The organism is Mesorhizobium sp. BH1-1-5 (assembly GCF_020165615.1).
Taxonomy (GTDB): Bacteria; Pseudomonadota; Alphaproteobacteria; order Rhizobiales; family Rhizobiaceae; genus Mesorhizobium.
Genome location: NZ_JAIUIM010000006.1, coordinates 1 through 21602, shown reverse-complemented (window position 1 = coordinate 21602; position 21602 = coordinate 1). Strand labels below are relative to the sequence as shown.

Annotated in this window: 20 protein-coding genes; 8 read left to right on the top strand and 12 right to left on the bottom strand. The window is 64.7% G+C overall.

Annotation, left to right across the window (positions count from 1 at the left end; all coding sequences use genetic code 11):
- Window positions 1-84 precede the first annotated feature (84 nt).
- The 3 genes from LB572_RS09635 to LB572_RS09625 form a co-directional block, all read right to left on the bottom strand.
- Window positions 85-3558 carry an indolepyruvate ferredoxin oxidoreductase family protein gene (locus tag LB572_RS09635; RefSeq protein ID WP_224667566.1) on the bottom strand — a complete coding sequence of 1158 codons (3474 nt, stop codon included), beginning with the start codon at window positions 3556-3558 and terminating at the stop codon, window positions 85-87.
- Window positions 3559-3767: 209 nt separating this feature from the next.
- Window positions 3768-4298, bottom strand: a complete 531-nt coding sequence (locus tag LB572_RS09630) for a hypothetical protein (RefSeq protein WP_224667565.1) — start codon at window positions 4296-4298, stop codon at window positions 3768-3770.
- Entirely contained in the window at window positions 4291-4899 is a 609-nt protein-coding gene (locus tag LB572_RS09625) for a CGNR zinc finger domain-containing protein (RefSeq protein WP_224667564.1), read from the bottom strand. Before LB572_RS09625 ends, LB572_RS09630 begins: the two co-directional genes overlap by 8 nt.
- Window positions 4900-4996: 97 nt before the next feature.
- Between LB572_RS09625 and LB572_RS09620 the strand changes: the two genes are divergently transcribed.
- From LB572_RS09620 to LB572_RS09605, 4 genes are all read left to right on the top strand, one after another.
- Entirely contained in the window at window positions 4997-5902 is a 906-nt protein-coding gene (locus tag LB572_RS09620) for a branched-chain amino acid ABC transporter permease (RefSeq protein WP_140802277.1), read from the top strand.
- Window positions 5903-6146: 244 nt separating this feature from the next.
- On the top strand, window positions 6147-6752 hold the full coding sequence (locus LB572_RS09615) for a TRAP transporter small permease subunit (protein ID WP_224667563.1): 606 nt from the start codon (window positions 6147-6149) through the stop codon (window positions 6750-6752).
- Window positions 6752-8536, top strand: a complete 1785-nt coding sequence (locus LB572_RS09610) for a TRAP transporter large permease (RefSeq protein ID WP_224667729.1) — start codon at window positions 6752-6754, stop codon at window positions 8534-8536. The genes LB572_RS09615 and LB572_RS09610 overlap by 1 nt, the downstream gene beginning before the upstream one ends.
- 10 nt (window positions 8537-8546) lie before the next feature.
- Window positions 8547-9575: a zinc-dependent alcohol dehydrogenase family protein gene (locus LB572_RS09605; protein ID WP_224667562.1), complete on the top strand. Its 1029-nt coding sequence runs from the start codon at window positions 8547-8549 to the stop codon at window positions 9573-9575.
- A gap of 23 nt (window positions 9576-9598) precedes the next feature.
- On the opposite strand, the gene LB572_RS09600 is transcribed toward LB572_RS09605, so the two are convergent.
- Window positions 9599-9862 carry a hypothetical protein gene (locus LB572_RS09600; RefSeq protein WP_224667561.1) on the bottom strand — a complete coding sequence of 88 codons (264 nt, stop codon included), beginning with the start codon at window positions 9860-9862 and terminating at the stop codon, window positions 9599-9601.
- 81 nt (window positions 9863-9943) lie between these two features.
- Window positions 9944-11053 carry a TRAP transporter substrate-binding protein gene (locus tag LB572_RS09595; protein WP_224667560.1) on the bottom strand — a complete coding sequence of 370 codons (1110 nt, stop codon included), beginning with the start codon at window positions 11051-11053 and terminating at the stop codon, window positions 9944-9946.
- Between the two features lie 265 nt (window positions 11054-11318).
- Between LB572_RS09595 and LB572_RS09590 the strand changes: the two genes are divergently transcribed.
- Window positions 11319-12092, top strand: coding sequence for a gamma-glutamyl-gamma-aminobutyrate hydrolase family protein (locus LB572_RS09590; protein ID WP_224667559.1), 774 nt, complete (start codon window positions 11319-11321; stop codon window positions 12090-12092).
- A gap of 39 nt (window positions 12093-12131) precedes the next feature.
- Here the strand turns inward: LB572_RS09590 and LB572_RS09585 are convergent, their stop codons facing one another.
- The 6 genes from LB572_RS09585 to LB572_RS09560 form a co-directional block, all read right to left on the bottom strand.
- Window positions 12132-12806, bottom strand: a complete 675-nt coding sequence (locus LB572_RS09585; RefSeq protein WP_140802271.1) for an outer membrane protein — start codon at window positions 12804-12806, stop codon at window positions 12132-12134.
- A 116-nt stretch (window positions 12807-12922) separates the two neighbouring features.
- A complete protein-coding gene (locus tag LB572_RS09580) occupies window positions 12923-13312 on the bottom strand; it encodes a hypothetical protein (protein WP_140802270.1) in 390 nt (129 codons plus the stop codon).
- Window positions 13313-13460: 148 nt separating this feature from the next.
- On the bottom strand, window positions 13461-14444 hold the full coding sequence (locus tag LB572_RS09575) for a 2-hydroxyacid dehydrogenase (protein ID WP_224667558.1): 984 nt from the start codon (window positions 14442-14444) through the stop codon (window positions 13461-13463).
- Window positions 14441-15463 (bottom strand): LacI family DNA-binding transcriptional regulator, encoded by a 1023-nt coding sequence (locus LB572_RS09570; RefSeq protein ID WP_140811547.1) that lies wholly within the window; start codon window positions 15461-15463, stop codon window positions 14441-14443. The genes LB572_RS09575 and LB572_RS09570 overlap by 4 nt, the downstream gene beginning before the upstream one ends.
- Window positions 15464-15529: 66 nt before the next feature.
- Window positions 15530-16414 (bottom strand): DMT family transporter, encoded by an 885-nt coding sequence (locus LB572_RS09565; protein WP_224667728.1) that lies wholly within the window; start codon window positions 16412-16414, stop codon window positions 15530-15532.
- Window positions 16415-16915: 501 nt separating this feature from the next.
- Window positions 16916-17323, bottom strand: a complete 408-nt coding sequence (locus LB572_RS09560; protein ID WP_140803650.1) for a DUF2000 family protein — start codon at window positions 17321-17323, stop codon at window positions 16916-16918.
- A 45-nt stretch (window positions 17324-17368) separates the two neighbouring features.
- Here LB572_RS09560 and LB572_RS09555 point away from each other — a divergent pair, with 45 nt between their 5' ends.
- On the top strand, window positions 17369-18241 hold the full coding sequence (locus LB572_RS09555) for an AraC family transcriptional regulator (protein ID WP_224667557.1): 873 nt from the start codon (window positions 17369-17371) through the stop codon (window positions 18239-18241).
- A gap of 131 nt (window positions 18242-18372) precedes the next feature.
- Here LB572_RS09555 and LB572_RS09550 read toward each other — a convergent pair whose 3' ends face one another.
- A complete protein-coding gene (locus tag LB572_RS09550) occupies window positions 18373-18846 on the bottom strand; it encodes a MarR family winged helix-turn-helix transcriptional regulator (RefSeq protein ID WP_140803654.1) in 474 nt (157 codons plus the stop codon).
- 372 nt (window positions 18847-19218) lie between these two features.
- Here LB572_RS09550 and LB572_RS09545 point away from each other — a divergent pair, with 372 nt between their 5' ends.
- Complete coding sequence (locus LB572_RS09545; protein WP_224667556.1) at window positions 19219-20253, top strand: CobW family GTP-binding protein; 1035 nt, start codon at window positions 19219-19221, stop codon at window positions 20251-20253.
- 270 nt (window positions 20254-20523) lie between these two features.
- Window positions 20524-21498 carry a WD40 repeat domain-containing protein gene (locus LB572_RS09540; RefSeq protein WP_140807165.1) on the top strand — a complete coding sequence of 325 codons (975 nt, stop codon included), beginning with the start codon at window positions 20524-20526 and terminating at the stop codon, window positions 21496-21498.
- Window positions 21499-21602: the final 104 nt, after the last annotated feature.

Below are 21602 nucleotides of genomic sequence, written 5' to 3'. Positions count from 1 at the left end.
CGGCCACGGTTGCAGAGGGTTGCGACACGCGGAACAGACCGGGAAATTAAGGAGGCTTGGCGCAGCGTCAGCGCGCCGGCGCGATCATTCCGCTGCCCGAAGGGCCAGCTCCGCGGGAGCCTGCGCCAAACGCTCGACCAAGCGCGTCCGCTCGCCCGCCGCCTTCTCGGCGCTGGCCTGCCGGACATGGCCGTAGCCGCGGATAAGCGCCGGCACGGAGGCCAGGGCCGTCGCGGCCTCCACCCTGCCCGGCGCCAGCGCGCCGGCAATCAAGTCGAGATCGGCTTCGTACGCCCTCAACGACTGCCGCTCGATGCGCCGCTCGGCGGTGTAGCCGAAAAGGTCGAAGGCGGTTCCGCGCAGGCCCTTCATCGCCGCCAGCAGCCGAAAACCCTTCATCATCCACGGGCCGAAGCTCGATTTCCGGGGCTTGCCGTCATTGCCGCGCCGGCCGAGGATCGGCGGCGCGAGGTGGAATTCGAGCTTCTCGTAGCTCTGGAACTGCTTGGCGAGGTCGGCGGCGAAGGTGCCGTCGGTGTAGAGCCGCGCCACCTCGTACTCGTCCTTGATCGCCATCAGCTTGAAGAGGTTCCTGGCGGCGGCCTCGGTCACCGCGGTCGAGCCGGGCACAGCCTTGGCTTCGGCGGCGCGCAGCGTCGCCACGCGGTCGGCGTAGCGCCTGGCGTAGGCGGCGTTCTGATAGGCGGTGAGGAAGGCGACGCGTCGGGCGATGACATCGTCCAGCGTCTCGGCGGGTTTTGACGCCGGCTTGCCGGTTTGGGCGACCAGGCCGCGCACGAATTCGGGCTGATGCGCGGCACGACGGCCCCAGCGGAAGGCGGCGACATTCATCGCCACCGCTTCGCCGTTCAATTCTATCGCCTTTTCAACGGCTTCGGCCGAAAGCGGCAGGCCGCCGTGCTGGAAAGCGAAGCCGAGCATGAACATGTTGGCGCCGAGCGAATTGCCGAACAGAGCGGTCGCCGTGCGGGTGGCGTCGAAGAAGTGGGCCTTGTCGTCGCCGGCAGCCGCCCGGATCGCCTTCTTCAGCCGCTCGACCGGAAGCGAGAAATCGGCGGAACGGGTGAATTCGCCGGGCATGATCTCGGCGGTGTTGGCGAGGAAGATCGTGTGGCCCTCGCGCACCGCGCCCAGCACCTTCTTGGCGCCGGAGACGACGAGATCGCAGCCGAGCACGAGGTCGGCCTTGCCGGCCGAAACGCGAATGGCGTGGATGTCCTCGGGCGTCGGGGCGATGCGGACATGGGTGAAAACCGAGCCGCCCTTCTGGGCGAGGCCGGCCATGTCGATCATGCCGCAGCCCTTGCCTTCCAGATGCGCCGCCATGCCCAGCATGGCGCCGACGGTGACGACGCCGGTACCGCCGACCCCGTCGATGATCGCCGCCCAGCCCTGGCTGCCCATGCGGAATTCCGCCGGCGCCGGCACGCCGTCGAGAGGATCGGCCCTGCCGGCAATGCCTTCGGCCTTCCTGATCTTGCCGCCATGCACGGTGACGAAGGACGGGCAGAAACCGTTGACGCAGGAAAAATCCTTGTTGCAGCTCGACTGGTCGATCCGGCGCTTGCGGCCGAATTCGGTCTCGACCGGCTGAATGGAGACGCAGTTGGACTGCACGCCGCAATCGCCGCAGCCTTCGCAGACCAGTTCGTTGATGAAGACGCGCTTGTCCGGATCGGGGAAGGTGCCGCGCTTGCGGCGCCGGCGCTTCTCGGCGGCGCAGGTCTGGTCGTAGATCAGCACCGAGACGCCCTTCACATCGCGCAATTCGCGCTGGACGAGATCGAGGTCGTCACGGTGATGGATGCTGATGCCGGCCGGGAAATCGGCCTTGCCGGCATATTTGTCCGGCTCGTCGGTGACGACGGCGATGCGGTCGACGCCCTCGGCGCGAACCTGTCTCGCGATCATGTCGACGGTCAGGCCGCCCTCATGCGGCTGGCCGCCGGTCATCGCCACCGCGTCGTTGTAGAGGATCTTGTAGGTGATGTTGGCACCGGAGGACAGCGCGAAGCGGATCGCCAGCGCGCCGGAATGGTTGTAGGTGCCATCGCCGAGATTCTGGAAGATATGGTCGCGCTTCGAGAACGGCGCCTGGCCGACCCATTGCGCACCCTCGCCGCCCATGGCGGTGAAGCCGACGGTGTTCCTGTCCATCCACAGCGCCATGAAATGGCAGCCTATGCCGGCGGCGGCCAACGAGCCGTCCGGCACCTTGGTCGAGGAGTTGTGCGGGCAGCCGGAGCAAAAGAAGGGCGTGCGCGAGCCGATATCGACGGTGTCGGCGAGCATCGCCTGGAACTGGCGCAGCTTCGCCACCCGCGCGGCGATCTCTTCAGACGGGCCGATGGTGCGCAGGATCCTTTCGCCGAGCGCGATGGCGATCTCGTTCGGGTCGAGCGCGCCCTTGGCCGGAAACAGCCAGTCGCCGCGCTCGTCCTTCTTGCCGACGATCACCGGCTGCGTGGCGGTGCCGTAGAGGTTCTCGCGCAGCTGCACCTCGATCAGCGAGCGCTTTTCCTCGACGACGACGATGGTGTCGAGGCCGCGCGCGAACTCGGCGATGTGCTGCAAGTCGAGCGGCCATGGGCAGCCGACCTTGAACAGGCGGATGCCGATGCGGTTGGCGGCCTCCTCGTCGACGCCGATATCCTCCAGCGCCTGGCGGACGTCGAGATAGCTCTTGCCGATGGTGATGACGCCGAGCTTGGGATTGCGGCCGCCGGAATACACGATGCGGTTCAGGCCGTTGGCGTGAATGAAGGCCGACGCCGCGGCGCGTTTATGCTCATGCAGCCGCTCTTCCTGACCGAGCATGTCGATCTCGTGGCGGATGTTCAGGCCGCCCGGCGGCATGTCGAATTCGGGAATGACGATGCCCAGACGCTCGATCGAGGCGTCGACCGAAGCCGTCGATTCGATGTTGTCCTTGACGCATTTGATCGCCGCCCAGGTGCCGGCGAAGCGCGACATGGCAAAGCCATAGAGGCCGTAATCGATGATTTCCTGGACGCCGGCCGGATTGAGGATCGGCACCATGGTGTCTACGAAGAGGAATTCGGTGGCATGCGCATTGGTCGAGGATTCGGCCATATGGTCGTCGCCCATCAAGGCGAGCACGCCGCCATGCTTCGACGAGCCGGCAAGGTTGGCGTGACGGAAGACATCGCCGGAACGGTCGACGCCCGGCCCCTTGCCGTACCAGACGGAAAAGACGCCGTCATGCGTGCCCTCGCCCAGCAATTCGGTCTGCTGCGAGCCCCAGCAGGCGGTCGCGGCGAGTTCCTCGTTGAGGCCGGGCTGGAAGACGATATCGGCTTGCGCGAGCTGCTTCTTGGCCCGCCACAGCTGCATGTCGAGGCCGCCCAGCGGCGAGCCGCGATAGCCGGAGACGAAGCCCGCCGTGTTGAGGCCGGCACGGCGGTCGCGCTCGCGCTGCATGAGAAGCATGCGCACGACCGCCTGTGCCCCGGACAGGAAGATGCGCTCCTTGCCAAGGTCGAACTTGTCGTCGAGCGCGACGTCGTGCAGCGTCATCAGGTATTTCCTCTGCGGAGGCAGCCCCAAATCAGGCAGCCAACGTCGGAGTGGGACGCCGCAGTCTTTCTTCCCTTGCGGGAGAGGTCAAACAAAATCGCAGAGGCCAAATAACACGCAACAATCGGTCTGGCGAGTGGCCGACGGCGCATACAAGATCATGCTAACCGCTTCGTGAGGAACAAAAATTTCGCGCGAGCCCCTCCGTTTCAGGTCGCTTTCGAGCAATCCGGCTTCGGTTCGCCCGGCAGCTTGCCGTCGGGATGGCCGGCCAGATCGGCATTGAGCTCGTAGTTCGGCCCGATCACCAGCGGCCGATCCGGCAGCATCGTCTGATCCTCGGACGACGTCATGGTGGTGTCGATAGCTTGCAGCAACGCGCCGCTCGCGTCCTCGATGCGGATCGAGACGGAATAGGGTTTGTCCTTGACCACGCAAGTGAGCGGCGGACTGGTGAGCGTGATGTGGGGCAGCTTCGGCCAGATCTTCTGGTTGACGATGAGCGGATCGCCGCCGGCCGGGTTCTGGAAGCTCACGACCGCCACCTGGCCGTCGACCATCGGGCGCAGCGGCTTCAGCGTGATGACATAGGTGGCGATGGCGAGCCGGTAGTTGAACTCGAACAGCTTGCCGGAGATGGCGAAGAGCTGGTCCTTGCCGGTATCGCGGCAGGCGCCGAGCGCGATCGCGGCGATCAAGGCGGCGCCGACCAAAGCCGAGCGCGACAATTTCCTAAGCATTGCTGACCTCCCTCGCCGCTGTACGGCGGCGGTAATAGCGGTTTGCCTTCTGGCGATTGCCGCAGACGGCCATATCGCACCACAAGCGGCTGGCGTTGCGGCTGCGGTCGACGAACAGCCAGCTGCAGTTGGGACAGATCCTCAGCCTCGCCACCGTCTCGTCGCGCAGCAGCGACAGCGCCGAAACGGCCAAGGCCGCTTCGAAGGCAATCGGTGTCTGTGGATCGCCGAAAGGCTGGCCCGGCGTCCCGATCTCGGTCGCGCTGCCCGCCAACCCGTCAGCGCAGGCCGTAAGGAAGCCCGGCAGGTGGCTGGTCGCGACCGCGCCGTTCGATACGGCATGGCGAAACAGGCGATCGGTCGCCTCGCGAATAGAGACGACGGTTGGTTTTATCTCGCCCGGCTCCGGCGCCCTCAGCCGCCGGCCGCCGAGCTCGGTGGCGCGAAAGCCGCTCGCCGCCTCGGCGAAGCGGGCGATCTCGGCCGGATCGTCGAAACGGTCGAAGGACTTTTGCGGATCGTTGCGCAGCACGACGGTGTTCGCCGTGTCGAGCGCAAGGATGCCGCCGGTGAAGCGGTGCGGGGTCCAGGATACCGTCATGAGAGAAATCTAACCGATAAAACGTATTTGACAAGTTAGATTCCGAGTGCAACGCTTCGAGTGCGGCCAAGGGGACGCGACGGCCTAGGGATGCCGCATGCTCTATTTCTTCCAGCAGGTGCTGAACGGGCTGCATTCGGGGGCGCTCTATGCGCTGCTCGCCTTCGGCTATGTGCTGACCAACGGCATCCTGCACCGCACGAACCTGGCTTACGGCGCGCTGTTCGCCTTCTGCGGCCAGACGATGATCCTGACCGCCGCCTTCGGCTACCAGGCGCTGTGGCTGACGCTCGCCGCCGCGGTGGCCCTCGGCGTGGTCGCGGCCATTCTCTACGCGGCGCTGATCAGCCACGTGCTATCGCGCAGCGTTTTCGAGAGGCTCGCCGACCGCTCGCCCAACGCCATCGTGGTGACGACGCTCGGCATCCTGCTCTTCCTGTCGGAGGCGAGCCGCATTGCCGCCGACACGCATGATCTTTGGCTGCCGCCAATGCTCGCCACCCCGGTCATCTTCGCTGAGGGTGACGGCTTCAAGGTCACGCTCACCGTCATCCAGCTGCTCGACTGCGCTTGTGTCATCGCGGTGGTGGCGCTGGCGGCCTGGCTGTTTTCGCATTCGCGCTTCGGCCGCGCCTGGCGCGCCGTCTCCGACGACCCGAAGGCGGCGGCGATGTGCGGCATCGACGTCACCGCCGTGTTCCGCCGCGCCGTGCTGTTCGGCGGCTTCTGCGCCGCCTTGGCCGGCGTGCTTGCCGGCCTCTATTACGGCAATGTCTCCTTCGGCACCGGGCTGATCTACGGCCTCAAGATCCTGTTCGTGACGGCGGTCGGCGGCTATCTGTCGCCGCTCAAGGCGGCGCTTGGCGCCGCGGCCTTCGGCATGGCGGAATCGCTCTGGGCCGGCTATTTCCCGCTCGAATGGCGCGACGCCTGGATCTATCTCTTCCTCGTCGCCATGCTGGTGCTGATCGGCGCCGGGCGAGACCAGGCCAAGATCGCCTAAGCTCCCAGACTTTCGTTGCATGACGTACCGTCATGCGGCGGCATTCCGGCCCTGCGCGGCTTGCCGATCCGTTTGCCGCGGCTTTGTCATGTTGACCTGCCGGACCACGCACTGCATATCGTTGGGCCAAGCGACGCGACACCGGAGGGGGAATCGGGCGCGCCGCTGGCACTTTTGAGTCTACGCATCGTGCTTTCCGAAAATCGAACATGGTTTTCGGGTCGATGCGCGAGGGAGGATATGCATGGCAGGGCTGCTCGCTCTATCCAGGACAATCGACCGCATCAACGAGTTCATCGGCCGCTGGGTGTCCTGGCTGATCCTGCTCGCGATCCTGGTGAGCGCCGGCAATGCCGTCATCCGCAAGGTGTTCGACACCTCCTCCAACGCGTGGCTCGAGCTGCAGTGGTATCTGTTCGGCGCCGCCTTCATGCTCGCCGCCGCCTACACGCTGAAGCAGAACGACCATATCCGCATCGACATCGTCTACGGCATGTTCTCGCGGCGCGTGCAGCACTGGATCGACCTGCTCGGCCACCTGTTCTTCCTGATGCCCTTCGTGGTGCTGATGGTGATCTATTTCGTGCCCTATGTGTCGCTCTCCGTCCGCAGCGGCGAGATGTCGACCAATGCCGGCGGGCTGATCGTGTGGCCGGCCAAGGCCATCCTGCTCGTCGGTTTCTTCCTGCTCGCGCTGCAAGGGGTTTCCGAGATCATCAAGAAGATCGCCATCATACGTGGCGACATGGAGGACCCCAATCCCTTCGTCTCGGCGCATGACCAGGCCAAGCTCGAGGCCGAGGCGCTGGCCGAAGAGGCCAAGTCGATCGCGGGCGAGGTGCGCCCGTGATCGAATTCATCGCGCAGAACATGGCGCCGATCATGTTCGCCTCGCTGATCGTCTTCCTGTTGATCGGCTATCCCGTCGCCTTCTCGCTCGCTGCCAACGGCCTGCTGTTCTTCTTCATCGGCGTGGTGCTGTCGCCTTATTCCGGGGGGTCGATCAACCTTGCGTGGCCGCTGCTGCACGCGCTGCCGGACAATTTCTACGGCACCAGGGTGATGTCCAACGACACGCTCCTGGCGATACCCTTCTTCACCTTCATGGGCATCGTGCTCGAACGCTCCGGCATGGCCGAGGACCTGCTCGACACGATCGGGCAGCTGTTCGGGCCGATCCGCGGCGGCCTTGCCTATGCGGTGATCTTCGTCGGCGCGCTGCTTGCGGCAACGACCGGCGTGGTCGCGGCCTCAGTCATCGCCATGGGCCTGATCTCGCTGCCGATCATGCTGCGCTACGGCTATGACCGCAGGGTTGCCTCCGGCGTCATTGCCGCCTCCGGCACGCTCGCCCAGATCATTCCGCCGTCGCTGGTGCTGATCGTGCTTGCCGACCAGCTCGGACGTTCGGTCGGCGACATGTATGCCGGCGCCTTGATCCCCGGTCTCGTGCTGACCGGCCTCTACATGCTCTACATCCTGATCATGTCGATCGTCCGGCCGAACTCGATGCCGGCGCTGCCGCCCGAGGCGCGTACACTCGGCCATGGCGTGCTGTCGCTGATCGTGGCGCTGCTGGTCACCGGCGCCATCGCCTACGGCGCCTATCGCTATCTTGCGCCGACGCAGGGCGACAATGCCGACATCCTCGGCTTCGCCGTCGGCGTCATCGTCATCTATGTGGTCGCGGTGCTCGACCAGCGCCTGCGCATCAACATGATGTCGAAGCTGGCGCAGCAGGTGGTGATCGTGCTGATCCCGCCGCTGGCGCTGATCTTCCTGGTGCTGGGCACGATCTTCCTCGGCATCGCCACGCCGACCGAAGGCGGCGCCATGGGCGCCGTCGGCGCGCTCATCATGGCTGCGATGAAAGGCCGCCTGACGAGGGACGTCGTCAACCAGGCGCTGGCCTCGACGACCAGGCTTTCCTCCTTCGTGCTGTTCATCCTGATCGGCGCGCGCGTCTTTTCGCTCACCTTCTACGGCGTCAACGGCCATATCTGGGTCGAGCACCTGCTGATCTCGCTGCCCGGCGGCGAGACCGGCTTCCTGATCGGCGTCAACATCCTGGTCTTCGTGCTCGCCTTCTTCCTCGATTTCTTCGAGCTCGCCTTCATCATCGTGCCGCTCTTGGCGCCGGCCGCGGACAAGCTCGGCATCGACCTGATCTGGTTCGGCGTGCTGCTCGGCGTCAACATGCAGACGAGCTTCATGCATCCGCCCTTCGGCTTCGCGCTGTTCTACCTGCGTTCGGTCGCGGCCCGCGTGCCTTACCTCGACAGGATCACCGGCAAGCAGATCGCGCCGGTCAGCACGGGCCAGATCTATTGGGGCGCCGTGCCGTTCGTCCTGATCCAGGTGATCATGATCGGGCTCACCATCGCCTTCCCGCAGATGGTCATGCGCTACAAGGGTCCGGCGGTGGAGCCCAGCACCATCGACATCAAGCTGCCGGACATGCCTTCGCTGTCGCCGCTCGGCACGCCGCCGGCGGACAATGGCGCGGCCCCGGCCAATGGCGGCGCGCCGGCGGCGCCCGGCACGCCCGACCTGTCGCAGCCACCGAATTTCGGCGATGCGCCGGCCAAGCCGGCCCCCGCGCCTGATCTCTCGCAGCCGCCCAAATTCAACTGAGGTGAAAGCCATGAGAGCCGTGCGGTTGGAAGAGGTGGGCAAGATCGGGTTGTGCGAGGTCCCCAAACCCGTTCCCGGGCCTGGGGATGTTCTGGTCAAGATCGAGGCCTGCGGCGTCTGCGGCACCGACCGGCACCTTTTCCATGGCGAGTTTCCGTGCACGCCGGCGGTGACGCTCGGCCATGAATTCTCCGGCATCGTGGAGGCCGTGGGCGAAGCGGTGTCCGGCATTGCCATCGGCGACCGCGTCACCGGCGATCCCAACATCGCCTGCGGGCGCTGCGCCCACTGCCATGCCGGCCGCGTCAATCTGTGCAGCAATCTCAGGGCCATCGGCATCCACCGCGACGGCGGCTTCGCCGACTATGTGCTGATGCCGCACAAGCAGGCCTTTCGGCTGCCGGCGGAGCTCAAGCCGACGCAAGGCGCCTTCTGCGAGCCGCTCGCCTGCTGCCTGCACGGCGTCGACCTTGCCGCGATCCGGCCGGGCGCGTCGGTCGTGGTGCTCGGCGGCGGCGTCATCGGCCTGCTCGTGGTGCAACTGGCGAAGCTCGCGGGCGCGGCGACCATCATCCTGTCGACCCGGCAGGCCTCGCGCCGCGCGCTTGCCGAGGAGCTCGGCGCGACCGCGACGATCGACCCGAGCGCCGGCGACCCAATCGCGGCCATCGCCGGGCCAAACGGCCTGGTGCCCGGCGGCGTCGACGTGGTGCTGGAATGCGCCGGCGTGCGCGACACGGTCGAGCAGTCGCTGCGGGTGGCAAAGGCAGGCGGCACGATCGTCATCGTCGGCGTGGTGCCGCAAGGCATGAAGGTGGAGATCGAGCCGTTCGATCTATTGTTCCGGGAGTTGAAGGTGCTCGGTTCCTTCCTCAACCCGTACACGCATGGAAGGGCGGCGCAGTTGATCGCCTCCGGCGCGATCGTGATCGACAAGCTGATTTCGAAACAGGTCAGCCTGGAAGAAGCATCGGGCGTGATCGCCAACCCGCCAGCGCCGGGCGAGGTCAAGGTGCTGGTGGTGCCGGGCAGAGGCTAGGCGCGGATGGCATCGATGATGCACTAGTCGACAGGCTGCTCCAAGACAACGTCGAGAATGATCATCGCGGGGTTGAGCTCGGTGGCAGCAGTATGGATCACGCGCTTCACGCGGTACAAATCCTGACTCAATACGCCCCGGTCGTCGCGCTTGCCGTCGCGTGAAAAACCAATAAATTCACCCGCCCTCGGCACTTCACCAAAGGGAACACAGGCAGCACGCCAGCTCCCACCCTGGGGTCGTCGCCAATGATCTTGATGTAGCAGCTTATCGCCATAGCGTCCCATGCCGGCCGGGGTCGTAGGACAGATAAGAAAAAGGACCTCGGACGCAGACCGAGGTCCTTGAACGAACTTGTGATGGACGGCCTACAGCTTGCCGTTGCGCTGCTGCACCATCATGAAGGTGTCGTAATTGTATTCGGCGACCTGGGCCCAGAGATAGTGCTCCTTGCGGAAGGCCTTGATCGATTCCCAGATCTTCTTGAACGGCGCGTTGTTGGATTCCATCTCGGCATAGACCTCGTTGGCCTTCTCGAAACAGGCCGCCATGATCTCCTGGCTGAACGGCCTGAGCTTGGCGCCGCCGGCCACCAGCCGCCGCACCGCCGGTGGATTCACATAGTCGTATTTCTGCAGCATGTTGGCGTCCGCCGCCTGCGCCGCGGTGCGCAGCAGCGATTTGTAAGTCGGCGAAAGTTCTTCGTATTTCGCCTTGTTGAACAGGAGATGCACGGTCGGGCCGCCTTCCCACCAGCCGGGATAATAGTAATAGGGCGCGACCTTGTAGAAGCCGAGCTTCTCGTCGTCATAGGGGCCGACCCATTCGGCGGCGTCGATGGTGCCCTTTTCCAGCGCCGGGTAAATGTCGCCGCCGGCGATCTGCTGCGGCACCACACCGAGCTTCTCGACGACCTTGCCGGCAAAGCCGCCGATGCGCATCTTGAGGCCCGACAGGTCGGCGGCACTGTTGATTTCCTTGCGGAACCAGCCGCCCATCTGGACGCCGGTGTTACCGCCCGGCAGGCCGAACAACCCTTGCGCCCCAAGGAATTCGTTGAACAGGTCGATGCCGCCGCCATGATAGTGCCAGGCGTTCATGCCGCGCGCGTTGAGCGAGAACGGCACGGCGGCGCCCAGCGCCCAGGTGGGATCCTTGCCCCAGTAATAATAAGCCACGGTGTGGGCCGCTTCGACGGTGCCGGCGGCGGTGGCATCGGCCGCCTGCAGGCCGGGCACCAGCTCGCCCGACGCGAAGACCTGGATCTGGAAATTGCCGTCGGTCGCTTCCGACAGCATCTTGGAGAAGACTTCGGCGCCGCCATAGATCGTGTCGAGTGACTTAGGGAAGGATGACGCAAGCCGCCAGGTCACTTTCGGATTGGACTGGGCTATCGCCGGCGTGGCAAGCGCGGCGGCCGCTGCCGCGGCGCCCACGCCGGACGCTCCGGCCTTGCGGATGAATGAACGACGATCCATTAAGTTTCCTCCCTTGCGGATCAGCTGACCGAAGCCGGGACATCCTCGGTGTCCGGACCGGTTGGGTGAGAAACATACACAGGCAAGAAGTCGAGTCCAGCGCCGCGGCCAAGCTTGCGGCCATTCAGCGGCCCGCTGCAACTATAGTCTAACATTCTCTTGTCTGGCCTATGCGAGGCGGCGAAACTTGCCATGGAAAAGCCGCGGCGGATCGCTTATTTTATAGGCAGAACAGTTCCTTGGCCTGATGGAAACCAAACCCAAAATGCAGCAGCCGCTCGTCGCAGTCTCGTCCGACGTCCGCCAGTTCGACAACTACACCTGGCACGCAGCGCCCCAGCAATATCTGGAAGCCGCGGTCGCCGGCGCCGGCGTGTTCCCGCTGCTGGTGCCGTCCTTCGGCGACCGGCTCGATCTCGACGAATTGCTGTCGTCGGTCGATGGCGTGATGGTCACCGGGTCGAAGTCCAATGTACATCCTTCGCTCTATGGCGGCGATCCGAGCGAGGCCAACGGCCCTTACGATCCGGCACGCGATGCCACCACGCTGCCGCTGATCCGCAAGGCGATCGAGCGCGGCGTGCCGCTGCTTGCCATCTGCCGCGGCATCCAGGAACTGAACGTTGCGCTCGGCGGCACGCTGGGCACCGAAATCCAGGAGCGCGAGGGCTCGCTCGACCACCGCGCGCCGGTGAGCGACAATCAGGACGAGCGCTTCGGCATCCACCAGACGATTTCGATCAAGCCCGGAAGCTGCCTCGCCGGCGTGTTCGGCGCCGGCGAGATGAAGGTGAATTCGCTGCATCGCCAGGCGATCGACCGGCTGGGCTCCAAGCTTCAGGTCGAGGCTCTGGCCACCGACGGCACGGTCGAGGCGGTCTCCGTCAAGGACGCCCGCGCCTTCGCGGTCGGCGTGCAATGGCACCCCGAATACTGGGTGAAGTCGGACAACAATTCCGCCAAGATCTTCAGGGCTTTCGGCGATGCCGTGCGCCTGCACGCGGCGGCGAAGACCGGCGCCCGCGCAGCGGCGGAATAGAAATAGCGGCGCTTCAAGCGCCGCCTTTCGCCACTCAGATCAGAACTTGTAGCTGAAGCCGACGCGCACGGCGTTTGTAGTCACATGCGTCGGGTATAGGTAGCCGCTATCGGTCGCCGGATTGTCGGTGAATTTGCCGAAGTCGCTGTAGCGATACTCGACGCGCGTCGTCCAGTTCGGCGCGAACGCATATTCGATACCTGCGCCCACCGTCCACCCGGCCTTAGTGTTGGATGAGCTATCAGTCGTTACGCCATTATCGTACTTGGTGTCGAAATGAGCAACCGCCAGACCGCCCGTGGCGTAAAGGAGGGCCGGCCCCATCGTATAACCAAGGCGCGCCCGCAGCGAACCCTGCACGTCGATCTTGGTCTTGATGTTCCCGGCAAATGCCGAATCCACTGAACCGCTCATCCCCGAGGCTTCAATGTCGGCTTCGGCACCAAGGACGAATTGATCGTAAGCCTGGTTGTAGCCGATATGAATACCGCCAAGAACTCCATCGCTGTTCCAAGAATCGGCCCAGTCGGAAGCGCCACTGCCTATCTCAGAATCGTGACTGTCGACTTTTCCCCAACCGTAGCCGAGCTGGGCACCGGCATAGAAGCCACTCCACTCATAAGTCGCCGGAGCAGCAGCAGAGAGCGCGTCGGCGGCGAACGCGCCGGCCGGAAACAAGGCGAGAATGGTTGAAGCAAGAAGCAAGGACTTCATTTAAGCACCCCAAAGTTAAGCCAAATTTATTCGGCTTTGGTTGCGTTGCAAAGACAGGCGAGCACATCAGAGATGTTTTCCTATCCGAAGTTGCAAAAAGACCACGCCTTGACGGTTTACTGACTGTCGCTGTTCAGCGCCAGAAGCGGCGCGGCCGGTGCATAGGATTCGTAGCCATCGCCATCGGCAATGCCGAAGGTGACGATCGGGTCGACGCCGTTCTCGCTGAACGCGACCGAGCCGTCCGCCTGCTCGCGCCAGAATCTCACCCGCTCGATGCCTGGCATCAGCTTGCGGCAATCCGGAGCAATTTCGAGCCGCGACAGGCCGTCGGAGACCGGGGCTCCCCGCTGCACCGCGCAAGCGGCTTCGTCGCCATTGGCCGTCAATCGATAGGTGCTCGAGGAGGCGGTCTCGACAGCCGTGCTTGGGCTCTTGCCGTCATACAGGACATGCGCGCCCCCGAACAACGCAACCGACACAACCAACCCGGCAACGAGCTTCACGCCGCGTCTCCACAACTCAACCAGTGTGGAAAATGATTTCAAAGCGTTAAGCGGGCGTTAATGGCGATACGAAAGCATTAACAAATGTGGCGAAGGCGTCGGATGCGATCCGACATCCTGGGCGGAAAGCCGCTTCCCTGGGACTGCTCTAGCCGCGCGCCTTGACGTTGATGGTCTCCGGCACGGGCGTCAGCGGCCGGCGCTCGGTGAACCAGGCGACGAGATTGTCGACGCAGAGATCGGCCATGGCGCGGCGGGTGTGGTCCGACGCCGAACCGACATGCGGCAGAAGCGAGGTGTTGGGCGCGTCGAGCAGGGCCTGCGGCACGTTCGGCTCGTCGGCAAAGACATCGAGCCCGGCGGCCGCGATGGCGCCGCTCTCGAGGGCGCCGGCAAGGGCTGCCTCGTCCACCGTCGAGCCGCGGCCGATGTTGACCAAGACGCCGTTCGACCCCAGCGCCGACAGGATCCCGGCATTGATCGCCTTCTCCGTGGCAGCGCCGCCCGGGGCAATGCAGATCAGCGTGTCGACAGCTTCGGCTAGGCCTTTCAGCGTGGCATGATAGTCGTAAGCCAGGCCTTCGACCTTGCGGCGGTTGTGATAGGCGATCGGCAGGCCGAAGGCTTCGAGGCGACGGGCGACGGCACGGCCGATGCGGCCCATGCCGAAAATGCCGACGCTACGGCCGCGCAAGGTGAGCCGGCTCAAACGATAATTGCCCTTTTCCACCCAGTCGCCGTCGCGCAGCCATTTCTCGGCGGCGTAGAGCTCGCGCACGGTGTTGATCAAAAGGCCGATGGCGGTGTCGGCGACCTCCTCGGTCAGGACGTCCGGCGTGTTGGTGACCATGACGCCGCGCTTCGCCGCGTGATTGGCGTCGACGGAATCGTAACCGACACCGAAGCTGGCGATGATCTCGAGGTTGGGCAGCGCATCGATCATCGCCGCGCTGATGCCTGCGTAGGAGGCGATGCCACGCACCGTGGCGCGCATCTCATCCGTCACCAGCGCCGGGTCGGCGCGTTCGATCCGTACAAGCTTGAACGCCTTGTCGATGCGGCCGACGGCATGATCGTTGAAATCGGCGGGCACCAGGATGGCGACCGGCAAATTTCCTCCGGCGCTGGTCATGCACGCTCCACCGGCTTGCCGGTCGACTGCCGCACATGCAGCTCCGGCTTGATCAGCTCCTGCGAGGGCCGCACCGCCTGACCGTTCAATTTGTCGAGCAAGGCGCTCGCCGCGCGGCGGCCGACCTCGCGCTGACCGTTCCAGACCGTGGTCAGGGCCGGTGTCGCGATTGCCGCCTCCTCGAGATCGTCGTAGCCGGTGACCGAGATATCGACGCCCGGCACGAGGCCGGCGCGCGCGATGCCGTTCATCAGCCCGATCGCGACCAGGTCGTTCCAGCAGCAAGCGGCGGTGGGCTTGTCCTTCAGCGCCAGAAACTGCCCCGCGGCCTCGAACCCCGCCTGCTTGGTGCGCGGCCCGGGAATGCGCCAGGACGGCTTCACCTCCAGGCCAGCCGCCTCCATGGCGTTGAGATAGCCCTGGTAGCGGTCGCGGCCGGTCGAAGTCTGGTCGGTGCCGCCGACCATGGCGATGCGCTTGTGGCCGAGCGAGATCAGGTGATTGGTGGCAAGCGCGGTGCCATAGGCATCGTCGCCGCGGAACACCGGCACGTCGGCGCCGGCGACGGTGCGCGCGATCAGCACCGCCGGCAGGCCGTTTTCCTCGGCCATGATGATGTCCTCGGCCGGCGTGCCGATGGCCGGCGACATGATGACGCCGTCGGCACCGAGCTGCAGCAGCGTGTCGATGAAGGTGCGCTGCTTTTCCAGCTGGTCGTAATGATTGGACAGGATGAAGGTCTGGCGGCTGCGGTCGAGCTCGCTTTCGATCGAGCGCAGGATCTCGGCGAAGAACGGGTTCATGATGTCGTGCACGACGACGCCGACAATGCCGGAGCGCGAGGTGCGCAGCGAGGCGGCGCGGCGGTTGTAGATATAGCCGATGGCGCGGGCATGCTCCTTGATACGCTCGCGCGTGGAGCCTGCGACCAGCGGGCTGTCGCGGAGCGCCAGCGATACCGTTGCCGTGGAGACGCCGAGCGCATCCGCGATCGTCGAAAGCTTGATCTTCTGTGCCAGTGCCCTTCGCTCCCCAGGGTCTTTAAATTGTTTAAATTCGGCCTTATGCCATCGATCGGGAGCAAATCAAAGTTTTTTTGCCAGCGCCTCGGCCTCGGTATCGAGCGAGGCGGAGTTGCGCACGCGAAGCCGGTGCTCGCGGTGGATGATGTAGAGGCCGCTGCCGACGATGATGGCGGCTCCGAGCAAGGTCCAGCGATCCGGGAACTGGTGGAAGACCAGCCAGCCGGAGATGATCATCCACACCATCTGCGAATAGGGATAGGGCGCCAACTGCGTCGTGGTAGCCAGACGATAGGCCCGGACCAGCAAATAGTGGCCGCCGGCGCCGAAGACACCCAGCATCAGCACGACGAACCATTGAAAGCCGCCCTGCGGCAGGGTGTGCGAGAAGGCGAGCATTGGGGCCAGCAGCACCGACGGCGCCAGCGCCGAGAACAATATCAGACTCTCGGAGGTTTCGGTCGCCGACATGCGCCGCGTCATGATGACGTAAAAGCTGTTCGACAGCATCGAGCAGAGCGCGAAGAGATGGCCGATGCCGAACACGCCGACGCCGGGCCGGGTGATGATCAGGACACCGACAAAGCCGGTGAGGATCGCCAGCCACCGCCGCCAGCCGGCCCATTCGCCGAGCAGCGGGCCGGCAAGGGCGGTGATGACCATCGGGCCGAAGAAATAGATCGACGTGGTCTCGGCCAGCTGCAGCGTCTTCAGCGCCAGGATGTTGAACATGGTCGAGCCGAAAAGCATGCAGCCGCGCAAAATATGCGCCGGCAGATTGTTGGCGCGAAAACGCGCCGGCTCGCGCCAGCCGCGCAGGAAGAGGCCGACCAGCAGCACGTGCACGGTGAAGCGGGTCCAGGCGACGATCAGCGCCGAGACGCCGGCCAGCACCAGATATTTGCTGGAGGTGTCGAGAAAGGTGAAGCAGACATAGACGCAAAGCATCAGAAGCATCGCCGCGGGCGGCGTTGCGCTGTCGTCGTTGTTTTTGGGAATGCTCAAGGTCGGGCCGAAGGAAAATAGACACTACCCTTCTGCGGCAATCGCCGCTTGCCAGCAAGCCAAAAGCGACTGGCCCAACAAGCGCTTTGGACAGGCTTAGGGATGCACAGCCGTCGGCGATTGGCCTGAGCGCCCCTCGACGTCATAGGCGTTCAGGCTAATCCTCGAGGGATTGGCCGAAGCCTCCGCGACGTCGTCATCCACGAGCGGAGCGACGCGAAGCGGAGCGAAGACCCGAGGATCCATTCCGTGACCTTCCGCGTGGAGTGCAGCGAAGCAGAATTCTGCATCGTGGCAAGGCTTTGAAGTCAGGGAATGGATTCTATGGTTCTGCGCCGCGTCGCTTCGCTCCGTGCTCCGCCATAGTATGACGACGTGATGGGCGTTCAGGCCAACCCCAAACGTTCGCAATGGCCCTTCGGGCGAAGGAGCATGACACCCATTTCAGCCATGCATGCGGGCGCCCTTGGTGATCTTGTCGACGAGCTTTTTGTCGCCGCGCAAGGCAATGCCGACGACCTTGGCGTCGTCCGGCGCGAATTCGGCGAAGACGGCGCGGTTGGCGAGGTCGTGGCCGGTCGAAAACATCTCCTCGATATAAGCGGACATCGTCACGCCGCGCTCCAAGGCACGTCGATGGATCGTGCCCAGCGTCGCCGCATCGGCCGACAGGACGATGACCGGCTGGATCGACATCGGGTTGTAGAGGTTGCCGGCACGGTCGCGATAGGGCTCGCCGATGATTTCGGGGAACTGCGCAACGATGCCGCTGGTCAGGAACGCGGTGACGTTGAGTTTCTGCCACACCGGCAGATCCTCTCTCAGGACAATTGCAATTTTCGTATCGAACACCAAGATGGAGACTCCGAGAGGGCCCATGATGGGCGGGAAAGGGCGATGGCGCAGGCTCTAGGCGCAGAAGCGAAAGAAGGTCTTGAACGTTCGTGCGCGGATGCGGTCAACGGCGACCGCATCGTTTCGGCGCCGGGCGGCTCGGGCCTCGAACGCATCGAGGCGCGCTTCCACGGCAACGCCTTCGAGCTGCACCGGCACGACACCTACGCGATCGGCGTGACGTTGCAGGGGGTGCAGCGCTTCCATTATCGCGGCGCGCTGCAACACAGCCTGCCCGGCCAGGCGATCGTGCTGCACCCGGACGAATTGCATGATGGCGGCGCCGGAACGGAAGACGGGCTGCGCTACCGGATCCTCTACCTGGAGCCGTCCCTGCTGCTCGACTGCCTCGACGGCGAGCCGCTGCCTTTCGTCCGTGACGCCGTGGTCGACGATCCCCGCTTGCGCGACACGCTATTGTCGGCGCTGGCGCCGCTGGACGAAGAACTCGGCGAGCTGTTCGTGGCTGATTTCGTTGCGCAGCTGGCGCGGCATCTTCGGCGCCACGCCGGAAAGCCGGCAAAGTCGGCGGGCAAGACCGCATGGCGCGCCGCCGCACTTGCCCGCGACTATCTTGAGGAAAATGCCGAGCGGCCGGTGCGCTCGGATGAGCTGGAAGCCGTTACCGGCCTCGACCGCTATGCGCTATCGCGCCATTTCCGCGCCACCTATTCGACCAGCCCGCATCGCTTCCTGCTGATGCGGAGGCTGCAGCGCGCGCGCCGCATGATTGCCGAGGGCGAACCGCTGGCGGAAATCGCCGCCGCCGCCGGCTTCAGCGACCAGAGCCATTTCAACCGGCATTTCAAGAAGACGTTCGGATTGACGCCGGGACGCTGGGCGGCGCTGGTGAAGGGATCCCGGGTGGCGGCCTAGCGGGAAGGGCGACGACGCTGCGCGTCGCGCTTACAGCACAACGCCAACGTGGGTGCGTGGAGCGACGACGCTGCGCGTCGCGCGCATGTCACCAACGCCTCGCGGTTGAGCGACGATGCTGCGCATCGCGCTTACGCTTCATCCAACTCCGCGTCGTCGTCCATCAGGACCAGGTCTTCGTTCGACAAATTGGCCTCGATGCGGGCGAGCAGCTTGAACAGCGCCTTCTGGTCCTTCTTGTCGAGGCCCCTCAGCGCCTGCTTCTCGGTCTTCTTGACCGACTTCTCGATGGCGCGGATGGTTTCGCGGCCGGACTCGGTGAGGAAGATGTGGGCCTGGCGGGCATCGGCGTTGGAGGCGCGTTTTTCGAGGAAGCCCTGCGCCTGCAGCCGGTTGATGGTCTTGGTGATGGTCGGCGGGCGCACGCCGAGCCGGCCGGCGAGGTTGCCGGGGGTCTGGCCGTCCTCGCGGTCGAGCGCCAGCATGATCTGGTCCTGGCCGGCGTAGAAGCCGTGCGCCAGAAGCCGCGCGGCGAGCGCCGTGCGCGCCAATCTCGCCGCCGAATGCAGCCGGCTCATTGTCGCTGTCTTGTCCGCCTTGGCCATGGTCGTTCCCTCTTCGGCCGAACCGGCGCAGGCAAGCATAGAGGCTGTCCGACGGCTGGCAAATGACGATTTCAAGAGACCGGCTTGCAGAACGCTTTGCCGGCAAGCATTGCGGTGCCCGCGCAGGTGATGCCAGATGTTTATTTCAGTTAGATGACAAACGACTTTTGCGGCGACGAGATTCACGACGGAAGCCGGCGGGAGCCAGTGGGCGCTCATCCGGAACCTCCGTTTGACCCGCCTCGGTCGCCGCCGATCCGTCCTCGGCGCCGTCCCGGCCGGAGGAGCCGCCTGGTTCCATTGGTTTGGCGCGTGCAAAAGCGCGGCACCCATCCTATATGAGGCGACAAATCCAGATTTTCGAGGCAAGCCATGAGCGATGCACAGACGCAAATCCCCGTAACCGTTCTCACCGGCTATCTCGGCGCGGGCAAGACGACGCTACTCAACCGCATCCTGTCGGAAAACCACGGCAAGCGCTACGCCGTCATCGTCAACGAGTTCGGCGAGATCGGCATCGACAACGACCTGATCGTCGAATCCGACGAGGAAATCTACGAAATGAACAATGGGTGCGTGTGCTGCACGGTGCGCGGCGACCTGATCCGCGTCGTCGAGGGCCTGATGAAACGCCCCGGCCGCTTCGACGCCATCGTCGTCGAGACCACCGGCCTCGCCGACCCAGTGCCGGTGGCGCAGACCTTCTTCATGGATGACGACGTGCGCAGCAAGACCAAGCTCGACGCCGTCGTGGCGCTGGTCGATGCAAAGCACCTGCCGCTGCGCTTGAAGGATTCCAAGGAAGCCGAGGACCAGATCGCCTTCGCCGACGTGGTGGTGCTGAACAAGACCGACCTCGTGACGCCGGAAGAGCTGGAAAAAGTCGAGGCGACGATCCGCGCCATCAACCCTGCGGCAAAGATCCACCGCACGCAGCGGTCCGGCGTGGCGCTCAACGAAGTGCTCGACCGCGGCGCCTTCGACCTGTCGCGCGCGCTGGAGAACGATCCGCACTTCCTCGAGGCGCATGATCACGATCACGACCACCATCATCACGATCACGACGGCCACGATCATCATCATCACCACCATGCTTCCGACATCCATGACGTGACGGTGAAGTCGGTGTCGCTGCGCGGCGGCGAGATGGACCCGAAGAAGTTCTTCCCCTGGATCGAGAAAGTGACCCAGATGGAAGGGCCGAACATCCTGCGGCTGAAGGGCATCATCGCGCTCAAAGGCGACGAGGACCGCTATGTGCTGCAAGGCGTGCACATGATCCTCGAGGGCGACCACCAGCGCGCCTGGAAGGATGGTGAAAAGCACGAGAGCCGACTGGTCTTCATCGGCCGCGATCTTGACGCCGAGCGCTTGCGCAAGAGCTTTGAGGCCTGCCAGGCGGCTTGATTTTAGCGCCCTTCTTCCTTCTCCCCTTGTGGGAGAAGGTGGATCGGCGCGCAGCGCCGAGACGGTTGAGGGGTGTTCCAGCGGAGTGAGACGCTGGCTTTCCCTGGAGCACCCCTCATCCGTCGCCTTCGGCGACACCTTCTCCCACAAGGGGAGAAGGAAGAGCCCCAACGCCGGGGCCCCTTTCCCTATAGCTATTCCAAGCATGGGTTGAGACCTGCCGCTCGACCCCTTATGGGAAGGGCATTGATCTCGAATGGACCGCCCCACATGCCCACAGTCGCCCCGCTTGATCTCGAAGGCCATTGCCTCGCCGCCGTTTTCCTGAACGACGTGCCGCATTTTGCTTTGGCCGACGGCGCGATCCACCGCTTGGACAACGGGCAAAAGACGGTGCAAGCCAATGACGGGTTGCTCGCCGCCTTCCATGACGCGGCCAACGACCGGCTGATCACCGGCGGCGAGGACGGCAAGGTGTTTGCCGTCAAGGCTGGTGGCGCGGTGAGCGAGCTGGCCAGCGCCGGCAAAAAGTGGGTCACCAGCGTCACCGCCGGACCGCAAGGCGCGATCGCCTATGCCTCGGGCAAGACCGCCTTCGTGCGTTTCGCCGACGGCAAGATCAAGGAATTCGCCCATCCGCGCTCGGTGGAGGGGCTGGCGTTCTCGCCCAAGGGCATGCGTTTCGGCGTCGCCCGCTACAATGGCGCGACGCTGCATTTCCCGGCGGCCGAGGGCAAGCCGGTGGAGCTCGAATGGGCCGGCGCCCATACCGGCATCACCTTTTCGCCCGACGGCGCCTTCCTCGTCACCACCATGCAGGAGAATGCCCTGCATGGCTGGAAGCTCGCCGACGGCAAGCACATGCGCATGAGCGGCTATCCCGGCAAGGTGAAGAGCCTGTCCTGGAGCGTGAAGGGCAAATGGCTGGCAAGCTCCGGCGCGCCGGCGGCGATCGTCTGGCCGTTCTCAGCCAAGGATGGCCCAATGGGCAAGGCGCCGCTGGAACTCGGCACACGCGGCAACACGATGGTGACCTGCGTCGCCTGCCATCCGAGCCAGGATGTCGTGGCGATCGGCTATGAGGACGGCATGGTGATCGCGGCGCGCTTCGCCGACGCCAAGGAAGTCTTGCTGCGCCGCCCCGGCAAGGGCGCCATCACCGCCATGATGTGGGACAAGGAAGAGCGCCGCATCGTCTTCGGCAGCGCCGCCGGCGATTGCGGCGTCATCGATATCACGGGGTGAGGCAGTAGGCAGTAGGCAGTAGGCAGTTGGACTGCACCCCTGTTGTGAGACAGGGAATAGGTGACAGCGTTAGCGTTAGGCCGCACGGGGCTGCTGCGCAGCAG